The sequence below is a fragment of the Lacrimispora algidixylanolytica genome (assembly GCF_003609635.1).
Taxonomy (GTDB): Bacteria; Bacillota; Clostridia; order Lachnospirales; family Lachnospiraceae; genus Lacrimispora; species Lacrimispora algidixylanolytica.
The window spans coordinates 1-24,870 of the sequence record NZ_MCIA01000035.1 but is presented as its reverse complement, the minus strand read 5'-3'; the positions used below and the strand labels follow the sequence as shown (position 1 = coordinate 24,870).

The 24,870-nt window shown below is 37.9% G+C and carries 30 protein-coding genes; 5 read left to right on the top strand and 25 right to left on the bottom strand.

What is annotated here, in order from left to right; all coding sequences use genetic code 11:
* Window positions 1–7: 7 nt before the first annotated feature.
* The 5 genes from cysK to BET01_RS20435 form a co-directional block, all read right to left on the bottom strand.
* Window positions 8–937 carry a cysteine synthase A gene (cysK, locus tag BET01_RS20455; protein ID WP_120198735.1) on the bottom strand — a complete coding sequence of 310 codons (930 nt, stop codon included), beginning with the start codon at window positions 935–937 and terminating at the stop codon, window positions 8–10.
* Window positions 938–976: 39 nt separating this feature from the next.
* Window positions 977–2,473, bottom strand: a complete 1,497-nt coding sequence (locus BET01_RS20450) for a carboxypeptidase M32 (RefSeq protein WP_120198734.1) — start codon at window positions 2,471–2,473, stop codon at window positions 977–979.
* Between the two features lie 80 nt (window positions 2,474–2,553).
* Entirely contained in the window at window positions 2,554–3,630 is a 1,077-nt protein-coding gene (locus tag BET01_RS20445) for a 5'-3' exonuclease (RefSeq protein ID WP_120198733.1), read from the bottom strand.
* A gap of 35 nt (window positions 3,631–3,665) precedes the next feature.
* Window positions 3,666–3,899: a hypothetical protein gene (locus BET01_RS20440; protein WP_120198732.1), complete on the bottom strand. Its 234-nt coding sequence runs from the start codon at window positions 3,897–3,899 to the stop codon at window positions 3,666–3,668.
* Window positions 3,900–3,923: 24 nt separating this feature from the next.
* Window positions 3,924–4,421: a macro domain-containing protein gene (locus tag BET01_RS20435; protein ID WP_120198731.1), complete on the bottom strand. Its 498-nt coding sequence runs from the start codon at window positions 4,419–4,421 to the stop codon at window positions 3,924–3,926.
* A 182-nt stretch (window positions 4,422–4,603) separates the two neighbouring features.
* On the opposite strand from BET01_RS20435, the gene BET01_RS20430 reads away from it, so the two are divergent.
* The gene (locus BET01_RS20430; RefSeq protein WP_120198730.1) at window positions 4,604–5,425 is read left to right on the top strand and encodes a chemotaxis protein CheW; all 822 of its coding nucleotides are present in this window, start codon (window positions 4,604–4,606) and stop codon (window positions 5,423–5,425) included.
* Between the two features lie 71 nt (window positions 5,426–5,496).
* Here the strand turns inward: BET01_RS20430 and BET01_RS20425 are convergent, their stop codons facing one another.
* The 7 genes from BET01_RS20425 to ruvA form a co-directional block, all read right to left on the bottom strand.
* Window positions 5,497–5,949 (bottom strand): NUDIX hydrolase, encoded by a 453-nt coding sequence (locus BET01_RS20425; RefSeq protein ID WP_120198729.1) that lies wholly within the window; start codon window positions 5,947–5,949, stop codon window positions 5,497–5,499.
* A 136-nt stretch (window positions 5,950–6,085) separates the two neighbouring features.
* Entirely contained in the window at window positions 6,086–7,510 is a 1,425-nt protein-coding gene (locus BET01_RS20420) for a peptidoglycan D,D-transpeptidase FtsI family protein (RefSeq protein ID WP_120198728.1), read from the bottom strand.
* Entirely contained in the window at window positions 7,500–8,819 is a 1,320-nt protein-coding gene (locus tag BET01_RS20415; protein WP_120198727.1) for an FtsW/RodA/SpoVE family cell cycle protein, read from the bottom strand. Before BET01_RS20415 ends, BET01_RS20420 begins: the two co-directional genes overlap by 11 nt.
* Window positions 8,820–8,826: 7 nt before the next feature.
* The gene (locus BET01_RS20410) at window positions 8,827–10,959 is read right to left on the bottom strand and encodes a U32 family peptidase (RefSeq protein WP_120198903.1); all 2,133 of its coding nucleotides are present in this window, start codon (window positions 10,957–10,959) and stop codon (window positions 8,827–8,829) included.
* 121 nt (window positions 10,960–11,080) lie between these two features.
* The gene (locus BET01_RS20405; protein ID WP_120198726.1) at window positions 11,081–11,428 is read right to left on the bottom strand and encodes a cell division protein ZapA; all 348 of its coding nucleotides are present in this window, start codon (window positions 11,426–11,428) and stop codon (window positions 11,081–11,083) included.
* A gap of 81 nt (window positions 11,429–11,509) precedes the next feature.
* Entirely contained in the window at window positions 11,510–12,508 is a 999-nt protein-coding gene (gene ruvB, locus BET01_RS20400; RefSeq protein WP_120198725.1) for a Holliday junction branch migration DNA helicase RuvB, read from the bottom strand.
* Between the two features lie 20 nt (window positions 12,509–12,528).
* A complete protein-coding gene (ruvA, locus tag BET01_RS20395) occupies window positions 12,529–13,134 on the bottom strand; it encodes a Holliday junction branch migration protein RuvA (RefSeq protein ID WP_120198724.1) in 606 nt (201 codons plus the stop codon).
* A 162-nt stretch (window positions 13,135–13,296) separates the two neighbouring features.
* Here ruvA and BET01_RS20390 point away from each other — a divergent pair, with 162 nt between their 5' ends.
* On the top strand, window positions 13,297–14,394 hold the full coding sequence (locus BET01_RS20390) for a ribonuclease H-like domain-containing protein (RefSeq protein ID WP_120198723.1): 1,098 nt from the start codon (window positions 13,297–13,299) through the stop codon (window positions 14,392–14,394).
* Between the two features lie 3 nt (window positions 14,395–14,397).
* On the opposite strand, the gene BET01_RS20385 is transcribed toward BET01_RS20390, so the two are convergent.
* Window positions 14,398–15,207: a helix-turn-helix transcriptional regulator gene (locus tag BET01_RS20385; RefSeq protein ID WP_120198722.1), complete on the bottom strand. Its 810-nt coding sequence runs from the start codon at window positions 15,205–15,207 to the stop codon at window positions 14,398–14,400.
* A 115-nt stretch (window positions 15,208–15,322) separates the two neighbouring features.
* On the bottom strand, window positions 15,323–15,868 hold the full coding sequence (locus tag BET01_RS20380) for a DUF5662 family protein (protein ID WP_120198721.1): 546 nt from the start codon (window positions 15,866–15,868) through the stop codon (window positions 15,323–15,325).
* Between the two features lie 213 nt (window positions 15,869–16,081).
* Here BET01_RS20380 and BET01_RS20375 point away from each other — a divergent pair, with 213 nt between their 5' ends.
* Window positions 16,082–16,279, top strand: coding sequence for a cold shock domain-containing protein (locus BET01_RS20375; protein WP_120198720.1), 198 nt, complete (start codon window positions 16,082–16,084; stop codon window positions 16,277–16,279).
* Window positions 16,280–16,402: 123 nt separating this feature from the next.
* Here the strand turns inward: BET01_RS20375 and hslO are convergent, their stop codons facing one another.
* From hslO to BET01_RS20360, 3 genes are all read right to left on the bottom strand, one after another.
* Complete coding sequence (gene hslO / locus BET01_RS20370) at window positions 16,403–17,284, bottom strand: Hsp33 family molecular chaperone HslO (RefSeq protein WP_120198719.1); 882 nt, start codon at window positions 17,282–17,284, stop codon at window positions 16,403–16,405.
* Between the two features lies 1 nt (window position 17,285).
* Window positions 17,286–18,044, bottom strand: a complete 759-nt coding sequence (locus tag BET01_RS20365; protein ID WP_120198718.1) for a class I SAM-dependent DNA methyltransferase — start codon at window positions 18,042–18,044, stop codon at window positions 17,286–17,288.
* 107 nt (window positions 18,045–18,151) lie between these two features.
* The gene (locus tag BET01_RS20360) at window positions 18,152–18,661 is read right to left on the bottom strand and encodes an SEC-C metal-binding domain-containing protein (protein WP_120198717.1); all 510 of its coding nucleotides are present in this window, start codon (window positions 18,659–18,661) and stop codon (window positions 18,152–18,154) included.
* A 401-nt stretch (window positions 18,662–19,062) separates the two neighbouring features.
* Here BET01_RS20360 and BET01_RS22200 point away from each other — a divergent pair, with 401 nt between their 5' ends.
* The gene (locus BET01_RS22200) at window positions 19,063–19,179 is read left to right on the top strand and encodes a hypothetical protein (protein ID WP_243117288.1); all 117 of its coding nucleotides are present in this window, start codon (window positions 19,063–19,065) and stop codon (window positions 19,177–19,179) included.
* A gap of 370 nt (window positions 19,180–19,549) precedes the next feature.
* Window positions 19,550–19,750 carry a cold-shock protein gene (locus BET01_RS20355; RefSeq protein ID WP_120198716.1) on the top strand — a complete coding sequence of 67 codons (201 nt, stop codon included), beginning with the start codon at window positions 19,550–19,552 and terminating at the stop codon, window positions 19,748–19,750.
* Window positions 19,751–20,479: 729 nt separating this feature from the next.
* On the opposite strand, the gene BET01_RS20350 is transcribed toward BET01_RS20355, so the two are convergent.
* The 8 genes from BET01_RS20350 to BET01_RS20315 all read right to left on the bottom strand — a co-directional run.
* The gene (locus BET01_RS20350; RefSeq protein ID WP_120198715.1) at window positions 20,480–20,926 is read right to left on the bottom strand and encodes a hypothetical protein; all 447 of its coding nucleotides are present in this window, start codon (window positions 20,924–20,926) and stop codon (window positions 20,480–20,482) included.
* A gap of 48 nt (window positions 20,927–20,974) precedes the next feature.
* Window positions 20,975–21,379, bottom strand: a complete 405-nt coding sequence (locus BET01_RS20345; protein ID WP_158585113.1) for a protein NO VEIN domain-containing protein — start codon at window positions 21,377–21,379, stop codon at window positions 20,975–20,977.
* A 34-nt stretch (window positions 21,380–21,413) separates the two neighbouring features.
* Window positions 21,414–21,755: a hypothetical protein gene (locus BET01_RS20340; RefSeq protein ID WP_120198713.1), complete on the bottom strand. Its 342-nt coding sequence runs from the start codon at window positions 21,753–21,755 to the stop codon at window positions 21,414–21,416.
* 45 nt (window positions 21,756–21,800) lie between these two features.
* Window positions 21,801–22,202 carry a hypothetical protein gene (locus BET01_RS20335; RefSeq protein ID WP_120198712.1) on the bottom strand — a complete coding sequence of 134 codons (402 nt, stop codon included), beginning with the start codon at window positions 22,200–22,202 and terminating at the stop codon, window positions 21,801–21,803.
* Between the two features lie 144 nt (window positions 22,203–22,346).
* On the bottom strand, window positions 22,347–23,000 hold the full coding sequence (locus BET01_RS20330; RefSeq protein ID WP_120198711.1) for a hypothetical protein: 654 nt from the start codon (window positions 22,998–23,000) through the stop codon (window positions 22,347–22,349).
* Between the two features lie 190 nt (window positions 23,001–23,190).
* Window positions 23,191–23,481, bottom strand: coding sequence for a hypothetical protein (locus tag BET01_RS20325; protein ID WP_120198710.1), 291 nt, complete (start codon window positions 23,479–23,481; stop codon window positions 23,191–23,193).
* A 78-nt stretch (window positions 23,482–23,559) separates the two neighbouring features.
* Window positions 23,560–24,198, bottom strand: coding sequence for a hypothetical protein (locus BET01_RS20320; protein WP_120198709.1), 639 nt, complete (start codon window positions 24,196–24,198; stop codon window positions 23,560–23,562).
* 110 nt (window positions 24,199–24,308) lie between these two features.
* The coding region (locus tag BET01_RS20315; RefSeq protein WP_120198708.1) for an IS3 family transposase at window positions 24,309–24,870 on the bottom strand (562 nt) is incomplete at its 5' end.

Sequence of the window (24,870 nt, the reverse complement as noted above, 5' to 3'; positions counted from 1 at the left end):
TAATTGCTTAATTAAAAAGTGGTGTAGACAAATACCGATCTCCCGTATCAGGAAGAATTACAACAATCCGTTTTCCTGCATTCTCAGGACGCTTTGCCAATTGAACTGCCGCCCATACGGCTGCTGCAGATGATATTCCCACTAAAATTCCCTCTGTCTGGGCTATCTCTTTTCCTGTTTCATAGGCATCTGAATTTTCCACCGGAATAATCTCATCATATATTTTTGTATTTAATATAGAAGGAACAAATCCTGCTCCAATTCCTTGAATTCCGTGAGGACCCGGATTGCCACCTGAGAGAACAGGGGATCCTGCAGGCTCTACTGCAACAATCTTGACTTCTGGGTTTTGGCTCTTTAAATACTCACCGACTCCAGTAATCGTACCACCAGTACCTATACCAGCTACAAAAATATCCACGTTCCCATCTGTATCGTTCCAGATCTCTGGTCCTGTGGTCTCTAGGTGAGCCCGGACATTGGAAGGATTGTCAAACTGGCCTAAAATTACAGAACCCGAAATATCTTTTTGTAACTCTTCCGCCTTAGAGATGGCACCTCTCATCCCTTGGGCTCCTTCTGTAAGCACAATTTCTGCTCCATATGCCTTTAAAAGATTTCTACGCTCCACACTCATGGTCTCTGGCATGGTAAGGATAGCTCGGTAGCCTTTTACGGCAGCTATACTGGCGATTCCAATTCCAGTGTTTCCTGATGTAGGCTCAATTATGGTTGCCCCTGGTTTTAGTATTCCATTCTTTTCTGCATCTTCAATCATGAAGAGAGCTGCCCGATCTTTCACGCTGCCAGCAGGATTGAAATACTCCAGCTTTGCCAGCAATTGTGCCCCAAGCTCATGCTTCTTTTCAAAATTAGTTAATTCAACCAATGGAGTGTTACCGATTAATTCCAGTGTGCTTTTCTTGATATTTTCCATAAGGTCCCCTCCCTTTTTCAAATAATCGAATCGAAAGATTTATGACAATCCGTACAGCTTGCGATATTTTTCCTTTAAATACCGAATAAAGTAGTCCGGATTGAAATCTTCCCCTGTTATATCTTTTAATAACTCACGACTAGTTTTCAGCTTTCCAAACCGATGTATATTCTCCCTGAGATACTCACGAATCACGTCTATCTTCTCGTCTCTAAGCAGCTCATCAAAGTCCATTTCTTTTTGCATATGGTAATAAAGCTGTGCTCCAAAGGCATTCCCCAAAGCATAGGATGGAAAATATCCAAACATTCCCTGAGACCAATGGATATCTTGAAGAATTCCTTTTGATGCTTTATCTGGTCTAACGCCTAGATATTCTTCGTATTTATCAGCCCAGATATCTGGAAGCTTTTTTAAATCAATGTCTTCTTCCACAATCATCTTCTCCATCTCATAGCGAATCATAATATGGAGGCTGTAGGTCAGTTCGTCTGCCTCTGTTCGTATATAGCTTGGCTCTACCTTATTAATCGCTTCCACAAACTGCTCCAATGGAATATCACTTAGTTTATCCGGATAAAGTTCTTGTAGCTTACCATAAATCGGTTCCCAGAATGCAGCTTTTCGCCCAATAATATTTTCAAAGAAACGAGATTGGGATTCATGTACTCCCATAGAAGTTCCTTGACCTGCTGATGTCTGGGTAATGTCATCACCAATTCCCAGTTCGTAAAGACCATGTCCGGTTTCATGTATCACAGAAAACATGGAACTGTCCATTCTATCATGATAGCTGGTGGTAATTCTTACATCGTGGTTATGAAGATTGGTGGTAAACGGATGGGCACTTTCTGAAAGAACACCTTTTTTAAAATCAAACCCAAGATATTTTGCAAGAAATTCAGCCATTTCTTTCTGCTTTTCTACTGGATATCCACCCGTTAGGAAGGAGACATCAATTTCTTTGCCATGTTCTGTGATTTCTTTTAAAAGGGGAACGATCTCTTTCTTAAGCTGGCTGAAGAACTCATCAAGAAGTTCTGAGTTGAAATCTTTTTCGTGTTCGTTTAGCATAACGTCATAAAGCTTTTGATCATCCTTTTTACGGTAGGATGCAAATTTCTTTTTAAAACCAATTACCTTTTCCAGAGTAGGAGCAAAGGAGTCAAAGTCTTCACTCTTTTTCGCTTTCGTCCAGATTCTGACTGCATCTGCAACTAATTGTGCGTTTTCTCTGTATTCCTGGGACGGAATGCAGATTAAATCCTCTCTTGCTTCTCTTGCTGCTTTTACAATGGCCCGTTCCAAATCGGATAGGTTATCTTCTTTTTCACAAGCCTCAATGGCATTTCCCATCTCATCATCTGTCATAATACGATAATACTCTTCAGATAACACACCAATCACTCGATTGGTATAGGAACCTGCATCCTCCGGCGCCAATGTTTCATTATCCCACTCAAAAAGAATAAGAGAAGTCTGCAAAGCCATACTTCTCTCCAGCATAGAATTTAAAGTTTCATAAGATTTTTTCATAATAGTTATCTCCTTCATATATATAAGGCATATTCCCTATGAGTGTGTCCAAAGGGCAAGAAAAAATACTTTTTTCGTTCTTACAAACCAGTTCCAAAAATAGAAGCCTCTTTGATATCAAGTTTTGACAGCCATTGACGGACCTTATCTTCCTCATAAGCCTTTGATGAAAAATCAGAAAGTTCAAGCTCAATTGGAATATCCATTTTCATAGTTGCCAACGCTTTGGACATAAGTGCAGCTTTTTCACCGCACAGTTCTTCTTCACTGGTTTTTGTAAGGGCCTTATAAGGAGAACGCGAAATACCCAGCTCATTCTTCCAGAAATCCTGCATCTCTTTTAATGTTTTTTTATCCGCTTCTGCCTCAAGGATTGCGCGGTAAATCTCTTCCACAGTTCCATATTCTCGAAGAAGCAAAAGTGCTGCACTGCTAACTCCTTTGACTCCTGGAATATTATCGGAGGAATCACCCTGAATGCCTTTTAAATCTGCTATCTGCTCCGGCCACACACCTTCTTCGTAAAAAACGGTGTCAGACGTATATTCAAATACCTTTTCCGGAAGGTTTAGCTGTTCTTTCTTTACACGGTATAAAGAAAAATACTTTTTATATAATTCATCCGCTTTTTCCTGACGAGATTGTACCATCCATGCACGAACATTGTGCTCATCACTTACTAGTTGTAGATAATCATGATCTTTTGTAAGAACGATCATAGGGATCTCTTCTCTAAATTTCATGACCAGACTTCCGGCATAATCATCTGCCTCGTACCGCTGACTGAAAAGAACTTGAAAGCCAACGTCTTCAAGAATCTGTTCCATTAGCACAAATTGATTCTTTAACGGTTCTGGTGTTGCGCCTCTTGTGCCCTTGTAATCTGAATACATTTCTCTACGGAAGGTATCCCTGGTTTTATCAAAAACAAAAGCAATATGATCTGGCTGCTGTTTCTTCATGAGAGAAACAATCATCTTAAGCATACCCAAAATGGCATTGGTATACGTGCCATCTTTCGCATGAAGGATCTTATCATAATGTCTCTGCTTTTCCTCTTCCGTCTTGGCAAACATAATTTCCCTAGGCAAGACTGCGTAATAGCAGGTAGACAGCATGGACGAGCCATCAACTACCACAAATTTTCTTTCTGACATTTAATTCTCCATTCCTTCCTGATATAATCAAATCATCAGGTAAAATAAACCTGCAAATCTGTTTCATTTTTGGCACCCAAACGTTTCATGACTTCCTTTCGTTCCTGACCGGATAACCCCTTCCAAAGTTTTTGGACACGAGGGTCAGAAAATCCAATATATGGAACTCCATTCACATCACATTCGTAGGATGATAAGTAATGATTGAGCGCGCTCCACTCCACATAAAATGTATTGATACTGCGGCTCAAAGAGCTTACTTTTGCCATGTTTTTCCCTCCCTGATAAAACCGTTATTTCATAGTCTCATGATTCCAAATCTGAACTTCTCCCTCATAGCCTTCAAAAACCTGTTCCAAAAGCTTCTTCACGATATCCCAGTCGCCTCCGGCATTGCCACATCCTATTTTATAAGGAAATGCTACCTTTTCCTTCTTCTCTCTTACGTCAACAAAATCACGGATCTCCTGAAACGCCTTTTCCAGAGCCTTATAATCCGTATAAGGGCCACTTTTTCCATAATTATCTTGTCCATATAGATTGGCAATAAGAAACCATCGATCATCTTTTTTTACCGGTTGGGCTGATACGCGGCCGAGAAGTTCTGCACTTCTGCCTCCCACCTGCTCTTGCCACTGTTTTGTTAATATCTTATATGTTTTTTCTACCTCTGGAAACAATTTTTTAATTTGTCCATTCAGTCCTTTTTCAAATACCCCCCGACAATTTACCTGATGGCAGACCACATCTGCATCAGAAGTAAAAATATCTCCTTCGTAGTACTTTATCATTTTATTCCCTCCAAACAATGCGATCCTATATCCAGTAACATTATACCCTGATTTTATAGTTATTCATAGTCTTATCATAAACTTTTAAAATATAATTTTCCGCAAAAGCCATTGAACTATATGACAATAAGTTCTATAATGAACAGGTATTAATACAAAAGAAAAAGGTAAGGTGTTATTAAATGGAAAACGAGATCAAATGTCCATACATCATATTTAAACTATCAGGGTCTCTTTACTGCATTGACAGCAGACATGTATCAACAATCGTACAGCAACCTGAATATAATACGATTCCTGCTGCACCCGCCAACGTAACCGGCATGTTCAAATACAGAGATCAGGTCATTCAAATGCTTGATTTGAGAATCACATTTGGGATGAAATCTATTTTTACCGAATACAATGAATTTGAGCAAATGATTGATGCAAGAAAGCAGGATCATATCAATTGGGTCGTGGAATTTGAGCGTTACATCACTGAGGGTGGTGTATTTTCTCTTGCCAAAGACTCACACAAATGCGCTCTTGGAAAGTGGTATGACCGCTTTTCAACGGATAATGAAGCCGTGATGTCCCATCTTCGCAAGATGGAAGAACCCCACGAAAAACTTCACCATTCCGCTTTTGAAGTAGAAGAATGTATGAAACATTATGATGGCGAAGAACAAGAATTTCAATTATCCGAAATTTTAAGATTGGCAAAAGAAACTTACATGCCTCAAATTTTAACTCTTCTTGATCAGTCAAAGGAGCTATTTCGCTCCGCACTTTATAAAGAGATGATTCTTATCTTAGATGGCACCAGTTGGGGAGTTGTAGTGGATGAGATTGTAGCCGTGGAGGATCTAGAGATCATTGCGGATAGAAAACAGGATCCTCTCGTTAATCGTTCCTCTTTCATTCATAATGTAATGGAGAGCGACAAAAGAGAAGGACTGATTTTTGAACTAAATACCGCAAATTTACTTACAAAATTAGAAGAGCTAGAAACAACCTATTAATTTACATCTTATATATAATTGACAAAGAGCCAGAGAAGTCATGATGACTTCTCTGGCTCTTTGTGCTCAAATCAAAAATATTTTTTACTGCCCCAAAGATTACTCTTTTTTAAATCCAAATATTCATTATATGCTTTTTCCAGAATCTGTTTTTCATTGGAAAATTTTAAAAGATGATACGCTTCATGGAACTTATAATATCCTGAATCAATAAAATATTCTTCCCGCTGTGGTTTACTGTAATAGCTGTCGGCCATCATTAGATACCAGTGTACATCCTTCTCCACCATGTCTTGGGGTGTGTTAAAAGAGTATTGGCTCTTGCCGATGTATTTGATAATGGACGCACTTACCCCCGTCTCTTCTTTTACTTCACGGAGCGCTGTCTCTTTATACTCTTCACCCGCTTCTACTGTTCCCTTTGGCAAAACCCAACCTTCATATTTGTTTTTATAATTCTTATATAAAACTAGAATTTTACCGCGAAAGATAACCACACCGCCACAACTCGTTGCTTCTATCATTGCAATTCCTCCAGAGTGAACCGGTTATCTTTTACAAATACCGATTTTGGTGTGTCTCATAGACTGGCTATAGTATAACTCTTTTTGGCATCATATGCAAGTCTGTAATATTAGAAACCAAATATCATATCTTTCATCATTTGGAAAAATATAAATCAAAAAGAGTTCTGGCAATGGGTGCGGCAGTCTGTCCGCCAGAACCACCTTCCTCCACAATCACGCTTATCACAACCTTTGGGTGCTCCACTGGTGCAAATCCGATGAACCAGGCGTGTGTCTCTTTTGCTTTATCAAATTCTGCAGAGCCTGTCTTTCCTGCTACCGTATAGGCATCAGTTCGAAGGGCAGAGCCAGTCCCCTCTGTTACCACTGCTCTCATATATTCAGATAAATCTGCTGACTCTTCTGCGGTCATAAGATTCCCATAAGACTGAGGCATAAATTTCTTAACTACGTCTCCTCCAACGTTCTCTACACGATCGATTAAATAAGGCTTCATAAGAGTGCCCCCGTTAGCAATGGCTGCGGTCATCATGGCATTATGAATGGGAGTGATCTGGGTTTGTCCCTGGCCAATTGACGTCTGAAGAATCTGCCAGGTATCAGCTCCTTCCGCCATGGTATAAGAGCTCTTACTGTAGGCTATGGATAGAGGCAGATCTGAATTAAACAAAAGCTGGTCTGCCGTATTCTTTAAGCCGTTTAAATTCAGAGATAATCCCAGGTTAGAAAAAGCACCATTACAGGAGTTTGCAAATGCTTGTCTAAAATCTTGATGTCCATGAGCCGTCCCATGATAGCATTTAATGGTATAATCTCCATTTTTATAAGTTCCATTACAGTCAAAGGTATAATCTCCATAATTAGATGGATTCTCCCTCATGTGCTCTAAAGCAGTTACCACCTTAAACGTTGAGCCAGGCGGATACAGCCCCTGTGTCGCCCGGTTTAATAATTGCCCAGAAGTATTCTCTTCTGCCACCAGGTGATTCCAGTCTGCTAGTAGTGTATTGGGGTTATAATCCGGTTTTGATACCATGGCCAGAATCTTTCCTGTATCCGGCTCCATGACTACCACTGCACCGTTTCTTTTCCCTAAAGCATCATAGGCCGCTTTCTGTATGTCCAGATCAAGAGTTGTAACAACATTATCTCCCTTATTTTTAACAGAAGATAGTTCATTAAATACCTGCTCCAGCATATTTACGTGACTGGTAAGCAAGTAAAAGTTAGACAACGCTTCAATGCCGGTTTTTCCATTGCTGGAATACCCTACTACATGAGCAAAGAGAGAATCAAAAGGATAGTTCCTTGATTCATTTCCTTCTCCATCTACATTTGTCTGAGCAATCACTCTCCCGTCACTGCTTCGTATCTCTCCTCTGACCACACGGTCCGCGAAGCTGTCGAGTCTTGCATTATAGGAATTGTTAATCACGGTATCGCTTTTTGTAAATAGAAAATAACCATAATAGGCCGCTAGTCCTACAAACAGGAGCACGATTCCATAGGTTAGTATTAACATATGACGATTTGCTTTTGGATTTGGATTACTCTTCATATTCTTCCTCTTCATTGCGTTTCAATATATAAAGCCCCTGAATAATTCCAAAGATAATAAACGTACTCAATATGGAGCTTCCTCCGTAGCTGACAAGGGGCAGAGTAACACCTGTGGATGGAATGAATTTTGTCACACCACCTACAGTTAAAAACACCTGGAAAATATAGATGGTTCCCAGTCCAAATGCAATTAGTTTATAAAATACTGCCTGCATACGGCTGGCAATCATCATGAATTGCAAAAAACAACCTAGACAGATGAACAAGATACATAAGGCAAAAACTGCCCCAAGTTCCTCTGATATGGCAGAAAAAATAAAATCTTTTTCAACTACAGGGATCTTTTTAGGCATTCCCCGATAAAGGCCCATACCAAACCAACCCCCAGTACCTATGGCAAAAAGAGATTGGGTAATTTGATACCCCTTTCCCGCAATATCAGTCCAGGGATTTTGCCATGCCAGGACTCTTGTCTTTACATGGTCAAAAATCTGAAAGGCCAAAAGTGAAGCAAGAGATCCTCCTCCCACTCCAGCCAGAAGATAAAGCCATTTACCCGTAGCAACAAAAAGCATGAAAACATATGCAACAAAGAAAATAAGAGCACTTCCCAAATCCTTTGAGATTACCAATGTTAAAACATGAACCGCTGCAACAGCCGTAACGGTTATCACCGTCTTAAAGTCGGTAGATCGATAAAACATAGTTGCAATGAAAAATACGTAGCTGATTTTAACAAACTCCGAAGGTTGAATGGAAAAATCTCCCACGCCAAGAGAAAGCTGAGCTCCAAAGCTACTGGTACCGGCGATGCACACAATACCAAGGAGAAGAATTCCGCCTAATCCATACACCCAAGGGATTTTGCTCAGTTGCCAAACACGATCTATGACGAAAGGTATGACTAAAGTGACCACTGCGGCAACCACAACAATGATAAACTGCTTCATGGCCTTATCGAAAGAAAGCCTGGTCAGCATGATAAAACTTACAGACAAAAGCATACACATATTATTAACCAGAAGTCTGGATACATTTCTGTAAAACAATCGATACAAAAATAAGTACACCAAAAAAAACAAAACCTGAGCTAGATAAAATACCAGCATTCTCTCATCCTTTGTCTCAAACCATATAATAACATAGGCAAAAAGATGAATCAAAAACATGGCAAAATTCTGGCGCCTACAGATTCTATTTTTTTTAATCTCATCCTTTACGGAAAAAATACGGAAGTTTAAATATGTGTATAGTGCGATCAATAGTATCATAAAATATCTAGACACATCGATTGTTAAATTAATCATATATCACCTACTCTACGCCGCGTTTAAAGTGACCTCTAGTAAACTCGTCAAAAGGAAGTTCCTTTTTCTGTCCCTGATAAAACTCTTCTGAAAAATATTTTATCACATCTCTAGTTTGTTCTTTATTCTCTATCGTAAACTGAAGCCGCAGAGAAGTTGGTGCTAATGCTTTTATTCCATCCGTAAAACCATGGAGGGATACTGGAGTAGAATTGTAAATGGAATTATAACAGAAAGTACAATGATTTCTCACCGGAAATTCTTTTCCCATACGATCCTTCATCATTAAAAGCCCTGGAGCTTTATCACACTGCTCCACACCCTGATGGATGCACTGTGCAGTTACCATCATGGGCAGACGTCCATATATTAGTAGCTCTCCAGGAGTTCTTAGCTTTCCCAGTTCCCTGTTATTTAATTCCACAGGCCAGGTAAGCTCATCAGCCCCCATCTCTAAAAACAGTTTCTGAGCCTCGCTATTCATTCCGTACATCCCAAAATCAAAAATCATCTTTCCCTTTATTTCCTTTTGCTTTAGGTATGCTACTTCTTCCAAAGAGCGGATTAAAAAGCCATCAAAAGAAGCCTCTTTAAGTTCTTTTTTATATTTATCTAAAAACTGTTCCGCCCTAGTCCGAAAAATATGAGGCAAGGTTAACATGCATTCTTTGCCGTTCCTATGACATATCTCTACATAAGATTTCCACTTCGTTGGCTCAAACTCAGCTGCATCAATATAGATGCGATGAACCCGTGGATGAATGGCCGCAGTTTCCAGACAATCTGGACGCTCCAAGGAAACCGTAAGCGTTGGTTCTTCTGCAGTTTTTAAATCAACCTTCGATACTTTCTCGGTATCTGCTATTTCTGTACGGTCTGCTCTTCTAAATTGGTTTAAAATCGCTGTTTCAATCTCTTCTAGCCCACGTCTTCGAAGATTATTTAAAGCTTGAACCGGTAGAAAAGCATTCCCATTCAAATGGATTTCTAGAGATTCAAAATAAAATGGTGTATTTCCGGTCTTATCAAGCTGTTTTCTTACCTTTTCTTCCGTCATCGGCTGATTTTGCGCTTGCTGTACCAAATCTCCGACCACTGTAACTTCATGTCCAAAGGCTTCTAGTAAAAGGCATGCCGACTGTCCTTCCTCCAGAAAAGCTTGTCCACGTACTGGTTCTTTCACCTGTTTCTCTACGTAGGTTTCATCAAGATAATCATATAACTCCTGATTTCCTTGGCGGAAGGCTGGTTTTCCCTTCCACACTACCATATCTCGCCCGTTGTGCTTTTTATAATATCCATCGGTTTGGCCACCGCGGTCAAATAAGTCTAAGAGAGATTTACGGTCTTCCTCTTTGACAAAGTAACCTTCTCGTCCTTGACTTAAGTAAAGGTCTGTATATTTACGGTAGATGCTTACTACTCCAGCTGTGTATCTGGGGTTTTTCATTCTACCTTCTATTTTCATAGAGAAAACGCCTGCTTCAATCATATCTGGAATGATATCAAGGGTACTTAAATCCTTTAGGCTCAAAACGTAGCGGTCTTCCTTTTTTCCAATTACTTTTCCATCTTTTTTTATCTCGTAGGGCAGACGGCAAGTCTGGGCACATCTTCCTCTGTTGCCACTTCGCCCGCCAATCAAGCTACTAAAAAGACATTGACCAGAATAGCAATAACACAAAGCGCCATGTACAAAGCTTTCGATTTCAACATCCACATTGTCATGAATCTGCTTAATTTCCTTTAGAGAAATCTCACGTGCGGTAACCACTCGTTCCGCTCCCAGGCTTTTTAATATCCCAGCACCGTATACTCCTGTTGTGCTCATCTGAGTGCTTGCGTGAATGGCCAAATCAGGGAAATTTTCTCTGATAAAAGAAAACACTCCCATATCCTGAACAATCGCTGCATCAAGTCCTTGTCTATAATAAGGGAGAAGATATTGATATAATTCTCCCATTTCCTGTTCCTTCATAAGAGTATTAACCGTAAGGTATAGCTTCTTCCCATGAAGATGAACATAATCTATGGCTTCTAATAGTTTGTCTTCTTCTGGGTTTTCTGCAAAAGCTCTTGCTCCAAATCGGCTTCCTCCCATATAAACAGCATCAGCGCCCGCTGCCACCGCTGCTTTCATACTTTCAAATGATCCCGCCGGAGCTAGAATCTCAACTACCTTTTTCACATATGCCTCCTGTTTGCCTTTATCGATGAAAGAGAGGATGTCATGGCTTCGCCATAGAACATCCCCTCGTGAATTATTCCTTCTTTGCGTCTGAAAGTTCGTGCTTTGCTGCCTCAAGCTTCATCTGAGTCGCCACCAGCTCATGCTTCAAGCTGTAGGTTTCCTTTTCCATTTCTGCCTTCTGCTGTTCCAGTCTGTTAATCAGTTCCCTGGCTTTAAAATAATCATCCGCCATATTAAGCTCTATCATGACATTCTGGTACTCCGCACTTTGTTTTGTAAATCCCTCCTGACGTTTTAAGGTCAGAATCATCTCATTGATATAACTAGCCAGACGTTGAATGTATCCCTCTTCTTCACTTCCTGCCAATGTATATATCTTACCATCTATTAAAACCTCTGTATTGTGCTTGGAATTCATGCTTTTTCTCCTGTTATCATTTGCTCTTTCTTTACTATATCACATTTTATAAAGTTAGGAAAGTTCTAAAATTCAGGCAGATCATGGTTCCAATGAGATTCCTAGATGTTCATAAGCCCGTTCTGTAGCCACCCGTCCTCGGGAGGTACGATTTAAAAAACCATTCATCAAAAGATAGGGTTCGTATACATCCTCCAGCGTGCCCGCATCTTCTCCCAAAGCAGCGGCAAGAGTATCAAGACCCACTGGTCCTCCTGAAAACTTCTCAATCATTGTAGATAAGATGGCTCTATCGTTAAAATCCAGTCCAAGCTTATCCACATCAAGGATATCCAAAGCGAAATCAGCCACTTCTTTTGTTATAATACCATCATACTTTACCTGGGCAAAATCCCGGACTCTCTTTAATAGACGGTTTGCAAGTCTTGGGGTTCCCCTGGAACGCTTGGCAATCTCTGCTGCTCCCTCTTCCTCAATCTCAACATTAAGGACTTTGGCAGAACGGCAGACAATAACTTTCAATTCCTCAGGCGTATAAAATTCCAGCTTCTGTACCACACCAAAACGATCTCTTAGAGGTGCGGTAAGAAGCCCAGCTCTAGTCGTCGCCCCCACCAAAGTAAATCTTGGCAAATCCAGTCTTATGGATCTGGCTGCAGAGTCCTTCCCCAGCATGATATCAATGGCGAAATCCTCCATAGCTGGATAGAGAACCTCTTCCACCTGGCGGTTCAGTCTATGAATCTCATCCACAAACAGAACATCGCCTTCCTGAAGGTTGTTTAAGATGGCAGCAATCTCTCCCGGCTTTTCAATGGCTGGTCCAGAAGTGATCTTCATATTAACACCCATCTCATTGGCAATGATACCAGAAAGCGTGGTTTTCCCAAGACCAGGAGGACCATAAAACAACACGTGATCTAGGGATTCCCCTCTGGCTTTGGCTGCCTCAATATATACTTTTAGATTATTTCGGATCTTTTCCTGCCCAATGTATTCCTTAAGGCTAAGCGGTCTTAAGGAAGGTTCGATCTGTTTATCTTCTTCCGTTACGTCTGTGGTTATAATTCTACGTTCCATCTTTTACTTTACCTGTCATTTTATATAAAAGCCAAATGTTTTAAGGATGCCTTAAGCACATCTTCTGCTGTCATGGATTCTGTAAGTTCCACTTTCTTAACTGCACGTCCCGCTTCTAAAGCGGTATATCCCAAAGCAGTCAGAGCCTCTATGGCCTCTCCTGCCACTCCTCCAAAGGAAGATGGATTATTCTCTACATCAACTGGAACAGGTAATATATCTGCCATATCCACCTTATCTTTTAAGTCTAAAATTATTCTCTGGGCTGTCTTAGCTCCTACGCCAGGTGCTTTAGAAATCGCCTTTGCATCTCCACAGACAATTGCTCTTCTTAAATCATCAGGAGATAGAGCTGAGAGTACTCCGAGGGCACCCTTGGGGCCAATCCCGTTGACACTGATTAACTGCTTGAACATCTGCAGGTCCTGTCGATTGAGGAAACCGAACAAGCACATCGCGTCCTCTCTTACCTGAAAATATGTATATAGCTTTACTTCCTTGCCGATACCAGGCAATTTCTGAAGAACGGATACTGGAACGTGTACCTCATAGCCCATGCTCCCGCATTCTATGACCACCACATCTTCAAATAACTCAATTAGCGGTCCTTTCACATAAGAAATCAAATCTGTCTGTCTCCTTTTGGCTCCTGTATTCACAATCAATGAATTCATCATAGCATAATGACTGTTGTTATGCAAGCAGATAGTCGAACAAATATTCTGTTTTCATTGACGATTAGGCCTTGTTCCGCTATAATATTGGTGAAAGAAAGGACGGCATCACTTATGATTACTTTACATAAAACAATAGAATTTCAGGAGACCTATCCACTCGACCGTATTGGAGGTAAGAAAGAAGAACTTCTGTTTTTTGATATAGAGACAACTGGATTTTCAGGGGAGTATTCCACCCTCTATTTAATTGGCTGCGTCTATTACCGAAACGACTGTTGGAATCTAATTCAGTGGTTTGCGGATACCTTAGCCTCAGAGCAAGAACTCTTAATCACTTTTTTTGATTTTTTAAAAGACTTTTCCATGGTCATTCACTTTAACGGAGATGGCTTTGATCTTCCATACTTATTAAAGCGTTGTCATGCTCACGGACTACCCTATGACTTTTCCCGTGTGGAAAGCTTTGACATCTATCGAAAGATACGTCCTTACCGGGATCTATTAGGATTGCCAAGCATGAAACAAAAATCCATTGAAGCATTTTTAAAGATTGAACGAAAGGATCTTTACTCTGGCGGACAGTTGATTGAAGTATACAAAGATTACTTAATGACTCATGAGACGTTTTTATTTGATCTTTTAATCCTTCATAATGAAGATGATTTAAAGGGAATGCCACTAATTCTTCCTATATTAAATTATCCTGATTTTTTGGAGAAGGAGTTTTTCGTTGAAAACCAGGAACTTATAAGCCAACCGGATATCTTTGGTCGGGAGCACCGTTCTCTTAATTTAATCTGTAAAAATGGTTTTTCCGTTCCAGTGGGATTTACAAGATCCAATTCCATTGTTAGTCTTGAGGCGAACAGAGAAAGTTTAAGCATCACCATCGATTTGTTTGAAGGTGAATTAAAGTACTTTTATTCGGATTACAAAAACTACTACTATCTAATTTACGAAGACAAGGCTATTCATAAAAGTGTGGCTGAATATGTAGATAAAGAGGCAAGGAAAAAGGCTACCGCAAAAACCTGTTATAACCGTCAAAGCGGACTTTATCTACCCCAATTTTCCCCTCTATGGTCCCCTGGTCTTCAATTTGAGCATAAAGACAAGATTACTTATGTTCCATATGAGGAAAGCCTATTTCAGGATAGAGAAAAGGCCAGCCTTTATATTCGCAACGTATTAAGTAACATCTACCGTTAGTACTTATATCATTCCCTGCATGTTTCTATAAACTCTCGGCGCAACACCTTTGATTTTTTTAAATGCGTCTCCAAAGTAATTTCCATCTCCAAATCCACATTCGATCGCAATTTCTGTGATGGATTTGGAGGTGTTTAAAAGCATATCTGCTGCCTCTCTAATTCGGATGTTCGTCAAATATTCTTTGTACCCAAAACCAGTTACCGCTTTGAATTTCCTTGAAAAATAGGCAGGGCTCATATGAATACGATCCGCCACTTCTTCCAAGGTGATCTGACTTGCGTAATGGTTATAGATGTATCCCGCTGCCTCTTCAATCGCTTTTTCCGCCACTGGAATCTTAACCGGTTCCTGTTTTGCTTCTTGGCATCTTGATAAGAAAACAAGAAATTCATAAAGGTAAATATGCATCATAAAGGGAGAATACCCGTCCTTACCTGCTGCCTCATATTCCATTTTATTAATAAGTTCTTCCGCAAAGGCCTGTCTGCCGACCGGTATCGATACCTTGGAGTTACGAAGCAAATAATTAGTCAACTGGTCACCGCACTGTTCTTTTAAAAGTCCCAAATATTCCTTGTCAAAACTCACTGTGACTCGTTCATTGACCGGACTGGAATAATGGGTTGTACGGTGAATCTCTCCCGGAGCAATCAGGATCAAATCTCCAGGTTCAATGTAATGAAGCGTATGATTGATAATAATTCGGCAATGTCCTGATACCAGATAAAACAACTCATAAACCGGATGCCAGTGACTGGCTGCCATATTGAATTCAAAGGAACGTTTTGTTCTGCTAATAATAAATTCCATTTTCCATCATGCTCCCACTCAATCTACCATTCCTCGTTGCAAATCTACAAAACATCTATCAATTATTAAATTCTGACAAACATTCGTAGTCTTCCAATTTACCTTCTTGTTTTTCCTAATAATCTCCTTGTTTCAGCAGTTCTCTCATATATGAAAAGGTTTTATCTTCCCCTTCTTCTTTTAACATAAAAAGAAGTGTTCCAAGGAGTTTATCTGTCTCTGGGGCAATGACAGAATATGGCTTTGTCAGTATATAATAATCCCAAGCTGCTCCATCGGTATAATTTTCCCCTTTGTAAGTCTTACAAGCCGCGATCCGGTCCATTACCATTTCAATTACATACTTCAGAGGCATCTTATGACCAACAAGCCCTTTGGAAAAATCATTAGAGAAGTCAATCCAATATTCATCATGATGCTTATTGCGTCCCTTATGATGGAGCCATGCTTCCGAGTATCCCTTTTTCTCTCTTTCGGCTGCGTTAGGACTTCTGTTCCCCTGATAATATTTTACTCCTGCAAAAAATTCCTGTGGACTATATTTAGAGATATCATGTAGAATTCCCTGTTTAAAAAGACCTACCCGAAAGCAGTTTTTCATGACCCGTATTTTATGTGACGTTATCGTACAAAAATGTCCAAAAAAATTACTCATTTTCATTGTCTTTTCCTCTTATCCTATGTCGCAATCTTTCCCCATTCTACCACAACTTTCTGCCCTTTTACTACTTAATTTTCCTTGAAATTTATTTTTGTTTTTTCTTGTTTTTTAAGGCGGAAAATGTTTGACACTTTACCCGTTTTATGCTATTCTTAGGGAAGTTACAGATACCCTGTAACAGTATAATTTTTAATTTATTTTGGAGGTATCATAGTGAAAGGTACAGTTAAGTGGTTTAATAACCAAAAAGGTTACGGATTCATTTCCGACGAACAAGGTAACGATGTTTTCGTACACTACTCAGGTCTTAGCATGGACGGCTTCAAGTCTTTAGACGAAGGCGCTGGAGTTGAGTTTGATGTAGTTGACGGAGCGAAAGGGCCACAAGCCACCAACGTTACTAGATTATAATCATTGACTCATCAGTGTACCTTTTTTCAACATACAGGAAGAAGTTATATTGTTTCGCATGATTACGATCAGAGCCATCCTTATCAGATGGCTCTTTTTAATGCTCCGTATCATTGGGAGCATTTAGCTATTCGCTTTTTCGTACAGTTCTTTTAAATCCTCAACTGTAAATTCGTAATTTGTGCTGCAGAAATGACAATTTACTTCAATGCTCTTTTCGTCATCGATCATTTCCTGAAGCTCTTTTCTTCCTACACTGATCAAAGCTTTTTCCACTCTTGATTTATCACAATTGCAGTGAAATCTGGTAGGAATCAGTTCCATAATTTCCATACCGAACTCACCTAAAATATGCTCTAGAATCATCTCTGGTGTATTACCTTCATCAAGAAGAGTTGTGATGGAAGTAATCTCACCAAGCTTCTTTTCAAGTTTCTCTATCATTTCATCAGAAGCTCCGGGAAGAAGTTGAATCATAAAACCTCCGGACTGTCTTACGGTGTTTTCCTTGTTCATTAAGACACCCAAAGCTACGGATGATGGAGTCTGCTCAGAGTTTGCATAGTAGTAAGTTAAATCTTCGGCAATTTCTCCTCCTACCAGTATGGTCTGTCCCACATAAGGCTCTTTTAAGCCAATATCCTGAATTACGCTTAACACACCTTCTCCTACTGCACCTCCCACGTCAAGCTTTCCAACCTGATTCGGTGGCAACATGACACTAGGGTTAAACGCGTAGCCTTTTACATTTCCTTTGGAATCAGAGGTAACCGTAAGACCTTCAATAGGACCGCTTCCCTGAATTTTTATTGTCAGGATATCGTCCTCCCCCTTCATCATAATTCCCATCATACTACCTGCTGTTAAAAGTCTTCCCAAAGCAGCGGTTGCAACTGGGCTTGTATTATGAGCTTTTCTTGCCTCTTCTACCATCTCTCTGGTGGTCGCTGCAAATGCACGGATCTGATGATCTCCTGCCGTCGCTCTTACTATATAATCAGACATATTATATCTCCTTTCCATGTTCTCTTACTACGAAATAAATTCGTTCACTGTTCTCCTTCACCGGTTCTCTGGTAAAGGCATCGTAAGCCGCAACAAATTCCATACCGGAATCTTTAACCGCTTGTTTGATATCATCTATGGTATAAGCTTTCTGATAATGACATTCCGTATGTTTCCTGTATAAGTCTTCCTCTTCTTTAATAAACAGGGAAAGTCCATATTCGTTAATACCAGATTCCTTATCATAAAAATTATCCCAGATAAAGCTGCAATCTTCCCGGTCTTCTGCAATCGTTGATTCTCCCATTAGGTTTTCATATTTGAAAACCGTATTCAGGTCAAAAATAAAGATTCCACCTGGATCAAGATAATTATTCACCAGTTTAAATACCTGAGTCAGATCTTTATGCTCCAAAATATAATTCATGCAATCACAAATGCTTAAGACTGCCCGGACCGTACCATAAAGTTCAAATTCTCTCATATCCTGCATGAGATATAGAATATCGTTTCCAGACTCAGCCCTTTTATCCATTGCAATCTGAAGCATATCTTCTGAATTGTCCACCCCGATCATGTCATATCCACGTTCCGCCAAAAGTTCTGTTAAGCTCCCGGTTCCGCAGCCCAGATCAAGAACCAATCCATCATTAATTCCATATTCCTTTAAAATGCCGGAAACGTAATCCGACCAGTCTTTGTAGGGAATGTTGTCCATAAACAGGTCGTAAACTTCTGCAAAGCCTTCATAAGCTTCCATTTAGATGGTTCCTTTCCCGTATCTTTCATTTATAAAACAAAGCAGGTAGCCCATTTTGAGGTACCTGCCCAACTGTTTCTTTATTCTTATTGTTAAAACGTCCTTAATTACTGATTGATTCCGCAGCACTTCTTATACTTCTTGCCACTTCCACAGGTACATGGATCGTTTCTTCCAATTTTCGCTCCCTTAACAATGGTACCGGAAACTTTCTGCTTCTTATAAATCTCTTTTTTCTTTTCTTCTGTCAGAATGTTTTTCCACTGTGGAAGATCATAAAGCCATTCTGCTTTTGCCTCTACCATATTATAATACAGCTTTTCAGTATCGATCTCAATCTTAACTACAGTCTTTTCGTCCATAGTTTCAACTGGGTTTTCATATCCTTTTAAGCTATCGTTGATTCCATCTAAAAATCCAGTAATAGTCTGAACATTGGTTCCGTATCTTTTAGCAAGATCCTCAACTGTTTCTTCAATTACTTCTTCTGGTTTTGAAAGTATATGCTCATAGATTCCTTTTTCAATTACGAAATACTCTGTCCATAATTCTTCTTTGCCTTTATCATCTAGCCCTTCACCATATGCCAGATTTCTCCAATTTTCTAAAATAGTCATGCCTAAACCATCCTTTTATCTCTTATTTCTAATAGTACTCCATCAAACAGTATATAACATATTCATGGATTTTGCAAGCTGTCGGATTACATGTTTTACAGTAAAAAGACCTATGCAGGCAAAAAAATACCCTGATGCCGCATTGCCGCCGTGGGACAGCTTCCATCTCTACTTCGCCATTGATTGATAGACTGCTATATATCCCTTCTTTTAAGCTAAGTTAAATTCTTCTTCAATGAGAAGCATATTCTCTATATTAATAGCAAATTCCTTACATATATGGTGTAATAATACAAATATAAAAAATAGAAGCATATTTAAGAAAAAGTTTTTAGTGGTATTAATGACAGCTACAATTGCTTTAAGCAGCACAATTCTCTCACTGACAGGAGAATGGAGAAATGGCACATGACGTATGGATTGACGGGAAGCATTATGTAGGATCAGAGGGATCAATGTATGTAAATACCATTACCCCTGATGAAAAAAGTAGATTAAACTGGAATGATAGTAAATAAGAATAGCACAGGGATTGACTACAGTGAATTTATCGGAGTGTATAACGATGGATCTACTGATGAAGGCTAGATGAAAGGATTCTCTTTTATTTAGCCTTCATTATATTCAAAGAGAGCTAATTGAATTTCGTTTTGAAATGTAACATGATTCAATACAAAATAGTAGGTTCTGCAAGAGTTTTAAACTTGGTGATAGGAACTCTTAAATTCTGGTTGACTTTTTCTGATTATTGAGTTATACTCAACAAGTAGTTTAATAAAGTTTTGATTTCGCATGTATTTGTAAGTCATTATTCTATTGATGATTTACACATATGTGCGACTTTTTTATCTTGAAGAAACACACAATAATTTTAAGGAGGTATCTTTCATGAAAAAAGGTACAGTTAAATGGTTTAACGCGCAAAAGGGATTTGGTTTTATCTGTGATGAGCAGGGTAATGATGTATTCGTACATTTCTCAGGTCTTGCTATGGACGGTTACAAGTCTTTAGATGATGGACAGTCAGTAACATTTGAAGTAACAGATGGTAACCGTGGCCCACAGGCTGTAAACGTTAACCTCGCATAAAAACATATTAAAAAGACTACTTTCGAGTGGTCTTTTTTTTATTTCTCCCCTCTTCTGTCTCGATGAAAGAATTGAATCATTATTTCCTTCCAACGTGTGTAATTCAATTTATGGCATTATATATCATTCCGGAAATAGTGACGCAAATAAAAACGAGAGAAGTCACATAAACACTAAGGTTTTTGACTTCTCTCATTAAAAAGGGGAGGATAAGTATATCCCTCTTGAAACCCTTGAGAAGCCTTTAAATACTAAGCTTTACAAACTATGGGCAAAATAATTGATAAAGAAAAACACTTAAAAGATGCTAAAATAATAGACGGCATATTTGGTAATTCAATGAAAATAAAAAGCATAATTTGGGGTAAACTAGATGAAGTATGTTGCCCAACTATGTGTTAATAGTTGTAGTGATATCTTTGTGCCCTACCATCTTAGCAACACCTGCCATTTCCACTCCACCATCTATTGATACTCTGTGTATTTTCTACTGATTGTGTTTGCAAATTGTTTACCTTCCCGTTCTAATTACTAACCTGCCTTATAGATACTATAAAAGGCACTGGATTATAATTCTCCAATGCCCTCTTACTACCCACAAATATATACTTTGAAACGATGATACTATTAAGTTATAGTTATCCGTTATAAATAGGTACTTACCCCTGTCCTATCTGCTTACATTCCGCTGTTTATTTGCTTCTATTTTTAAAACACGCATTTCAGGGGCTAATCTTCTTCCTCTACCTCCCACTCATCTTTCCAATCCATAACTTTTGAGAAAAATTTGCTATTCTTGTTTAAGTAATTAGTTGCAAAATTATCACAATCTTCTTCACTCTCTTCTTTCTTAATATTATGGTAATACGCATGGCACAATTCATGAAGCAAGGCATGTAAAGAGTATAATTGTGAACTTTGGTAATTTTTATATTCGTTTTGTGCATATACGTAAACCATAACCGATTTAGTAGTAGGAACAAAATTACCTTCTAGTTTACCAAACAAAATACTAATGAAATCAATAATATTCAGGAAAATAAGTCCATATTTAATTATATCCCGCCGTTTTTCAATAATATACAAATGATTTATCTCATATGAATCTCCGAGTCGATCTAAGATAACTCCTAGTTGTTCATTGGTAAAATAGTATCCACTATTATAAATCCTCACTTATTACCTCCAAGCATTAACCTCTTTGAAACCCTAGTTTTATAATGATTATTCAACAGTAACTTCACCATTAGAGGAAACCCAATAAACTTTAATCGCCAGAAGATCAATAACCTTCTGTATTTTCTTCATGGCTCTTACGTGTTCATCATTTTCGGGTAATGCAATCCCAACCTCACAATCGGGATCAAAGTTTATGACCTTACCAACTGCATATATAGCTACAGAAACGTGTGTTTTAACCTGTTTTTGATTAAAGTCCTTCCCATACCGATTCGTTCCAGGCTTTGAACTCGTGCCTCCCTTGGCCTCAATAATTAACTTCTTACCATTCTCGTTAAATGCGACTATATCATATCCTTTTTCATTAGTATTCCGATGCTCGTCAACTGTGTAATTGTTATCCTCTAAATATTTACAAACATAATCAACAACTTGGTTCTCATTTATCAAAATTTCACCTCTCATCTACTGTATTTATCGTTTACTAATCTAATATCTTTTCCAAATCATCTACAATCTGATCGCAAATTGAATATGATTCATCTTCATATATGTCTTCTGACTTCTTTTTATATTTACTCAATAAGAACACAATTTGCTGACGATACCATTCAGGATTATTCCTTTCTGCCGACTTCATAAGAGCGTTATCATCACACAATACTTTCTCATATGCACTTTTGTTTATATTCTTCATGGATTTTATCACTTTATTTGCATCAGTTTCATTAAGAATCTTTGCAGAGGATATATCTCCATTAAACACTGGAGTGTTCCCCACCCAATTCATGTAATACCTTTCATTAGTATCTTTAATTATGTACATATATCAGTCCTCCTGATTATAAATAGAAATCCAACTCTTTGAATCTTAGATTTCATTTATAGACAGTTCACGCCATCTTTTTGCAGCATCGAATAAATCTCTATCTTCCAAGTGTCTAGCCGCTAGATTACAGTAACTGTAAAAATTAACGACGTTTCTACTATTAGAATAAATAAAATCAACAGTACTTGCATCACTAAATGGTAATACTTTTTCAACATAAATTGCACAAGTATCATAACACCCTTTATTTATAAAATTATCTTCGTATCCAACTTCAGGCAATACCCCTTTTCCTTTAGAAAAACCAAATATAATTAAATCATCTTCATAATAAAGATATTTTACTACATCTTCCAATCTTTCAAATGTAATACTACCTTCATCTAAATGTATAGCTTTTCCTATATAATCCCTATATGGTAAGAATCCACCCTTTCCCCACATCTCTGATGTACTCTTGCCTATCTTACAGAAAATTGACCCTTATAGTTCTTCATTTATAAAGTCCTCTAATCTCATTAACATAACCTCTTAAATCTCAAATTTCATCTGTTTACGTTTGTTACGCAGCTTCTAACCCCAACAAGATCATTCATATATCCACTGAATCCCTTCTCCTGTTATAATAAGAGAATATATAGGTTCTCCGCATTCTTCTCGCTCTACACATGACCGTTTTAACATGGTTCTAGCAAATCTAACACCTTCATCTAGTATAAAATGTGGTATATCAGACTCATCTACCAATCTACCTCCTATATCCAGTTTTTCTTTATCACGAACAATAACTCTGGATATATCTCTTATACCGTCCCACATGACACATATTGTAGGTATACCCAGCTCTGGATTTATATTTTTATGTGTAACTACACCATCCACAACCTGATAAAAACACTGTGTCCCATTCTCATATCCTGCAATATGACATCGTATCGTTTCACCCATTACCCTTTCGTTACATTCTTCATTGATTTTTTCGGCTATTTCTTTTATAGTCGCCAACTTGTTAAGCCTGCTAAAAAGTCCATTCAAATAATCAGGAATATCTTCATCACCTACTTGCGCATTTCCACACCATAATATACCTATATCTCTGTCACCAAATTGAAAAATCTTCTTTTCTCCATCTCTGTGCGATACTTCTTGCTTACCATTTGGGTATGTCCTTATTAAAGTTGTCCGGCTATCTGCCGCCATTACAATACCATCATATAAACAAAGTGTAACAATAACCGACATTATATTTCTCCTCTTTTAATAGGTATTATCGTTCCCAACACTAATTATCCCTTGCATATCAAATGATGAAATAAATAATAGGTGTTTTTTATTTACCTTTATAAGTTCTTCATCTTTCTTAATCATTCATTTATCAGAAACTTTATTATCTTCTAATTCTTCTTCATAAAACTATTATTTTATGCATATATTATTCAAATATGTACCCGCCAAATTCAACATCAATATTTACAACTATTTCATCTTCGTTCTCTATGGCAAGCTCGCCTCTCACTGCAACAATATCATCACCATCTCGTTCAAAAATTGATGGCATTATCTCTTGACTTATTTTAGCTTGCGAAAGAAATCTTAACAAATGATTTTTATCTACATTATTCCCAGTAAACGAAACCTTTTTGTTTAATTCCTTATCTCTCAATCTAGCACAGATTCTACCCTGTTCATTTTTGTACTCATCAACGTAGCAGCTATACCTCATAATTGTGTACCTCCTTATTATTTATAGAATAATCATTTTATTTTTAAATCTTTTATGTGTTTCCATTTCTAGGATTACCTAAGACTGAATATCATAATCGATATTATTTGAAATATGTATTATAACTTTATAAAACTGTTGCTTTTTATAATATCTCTTGACATCATTATCAGTTATTTTAAAAAGAGAAAATTCACCAATGATATTTCGATTAATCTTAAACTTATCTTTTTGTATTAATATTTTATTTCCATTTTTTTCGTAAACATATTTTTTTTGATCTAAGACCTTATCCATTCGAAATTTTCTTGCAGATTCTATACTCACTAAATGCTCAATAAGTTTTCTTACGATAGAAGTATGAGTATATGTTTTTAATTTTTTGTTGTTAATTATTATTTTATTCATATCTTTCTCAAAAAGATCTATCACCACTGTCCTATCCTTTTCTAGGAACCATTTTGCATTTATCATATGCGTAATTCTATTTACAGTCGTAATATTATATGATTCATATAATATATTAAAATACATTTTTAAGAACCAGAAAAATACTACACTAAAAATAAGTTTCGTTATTATAGAACCTGGGGATATATTAAAATCATCCCTGATTACATTAACTATGAATACTAGTAATACTGTAAAAAAAAATATATGCTTTAGTATATGATGTAATAACAACATAAAGTTTATTTTGATTTTTTTTATCTTCATAGAATACAGGCCTTCCAACCATAATTCCCTTCATAATTTTACTTAAATTTTAACGTTTGGACTTGTGTCAATAACGTAGACACAAAAAGTTTAACTCTTACTTCTAAGTATCATGTAGCATCATGAGCCGCCTGGGGCGTCATATAACTGATTGTACTATGAATCCTTTTTCTGTTGTACCAGGATTCAATATATTCAAATACCGCTTTGCGGGCCGTATTGAAATCGGGATATTTTTGGTGGTTTACCTCTTCTTTTTTTAATAATGAATGGAAGGATTCTATACAGGCATTATCATATGGATTTCCTTTCCGGCTAAAAGAGAGAATCATTTGCTTGGCTTTCACACAGGCTTCAAATTTTTGACTGGTATACTGTATTCCTAAGTCACTATGAAGAATGATACCTTTTGTTGACTTTGCGTTTAAACAGGCATTTTCCACAGCCTTTACAGCCAGTTTCGCTGTCATGGAAGTATCATAGGCATATCCGATGATTTTTTTACTGTGTAGATCCATCACGGATGCTAGATAAGTCCAGCCCTCTTTAGCGGTAGAAATATAAGTGATATCCGTACACCACTTTTGATTAATACTGGTTGTTCTGAAATTACGATTTAGGATGTTTTCTTTATCATCACAATCGTTTTTTTTCTGAATGATAGTGAAACTA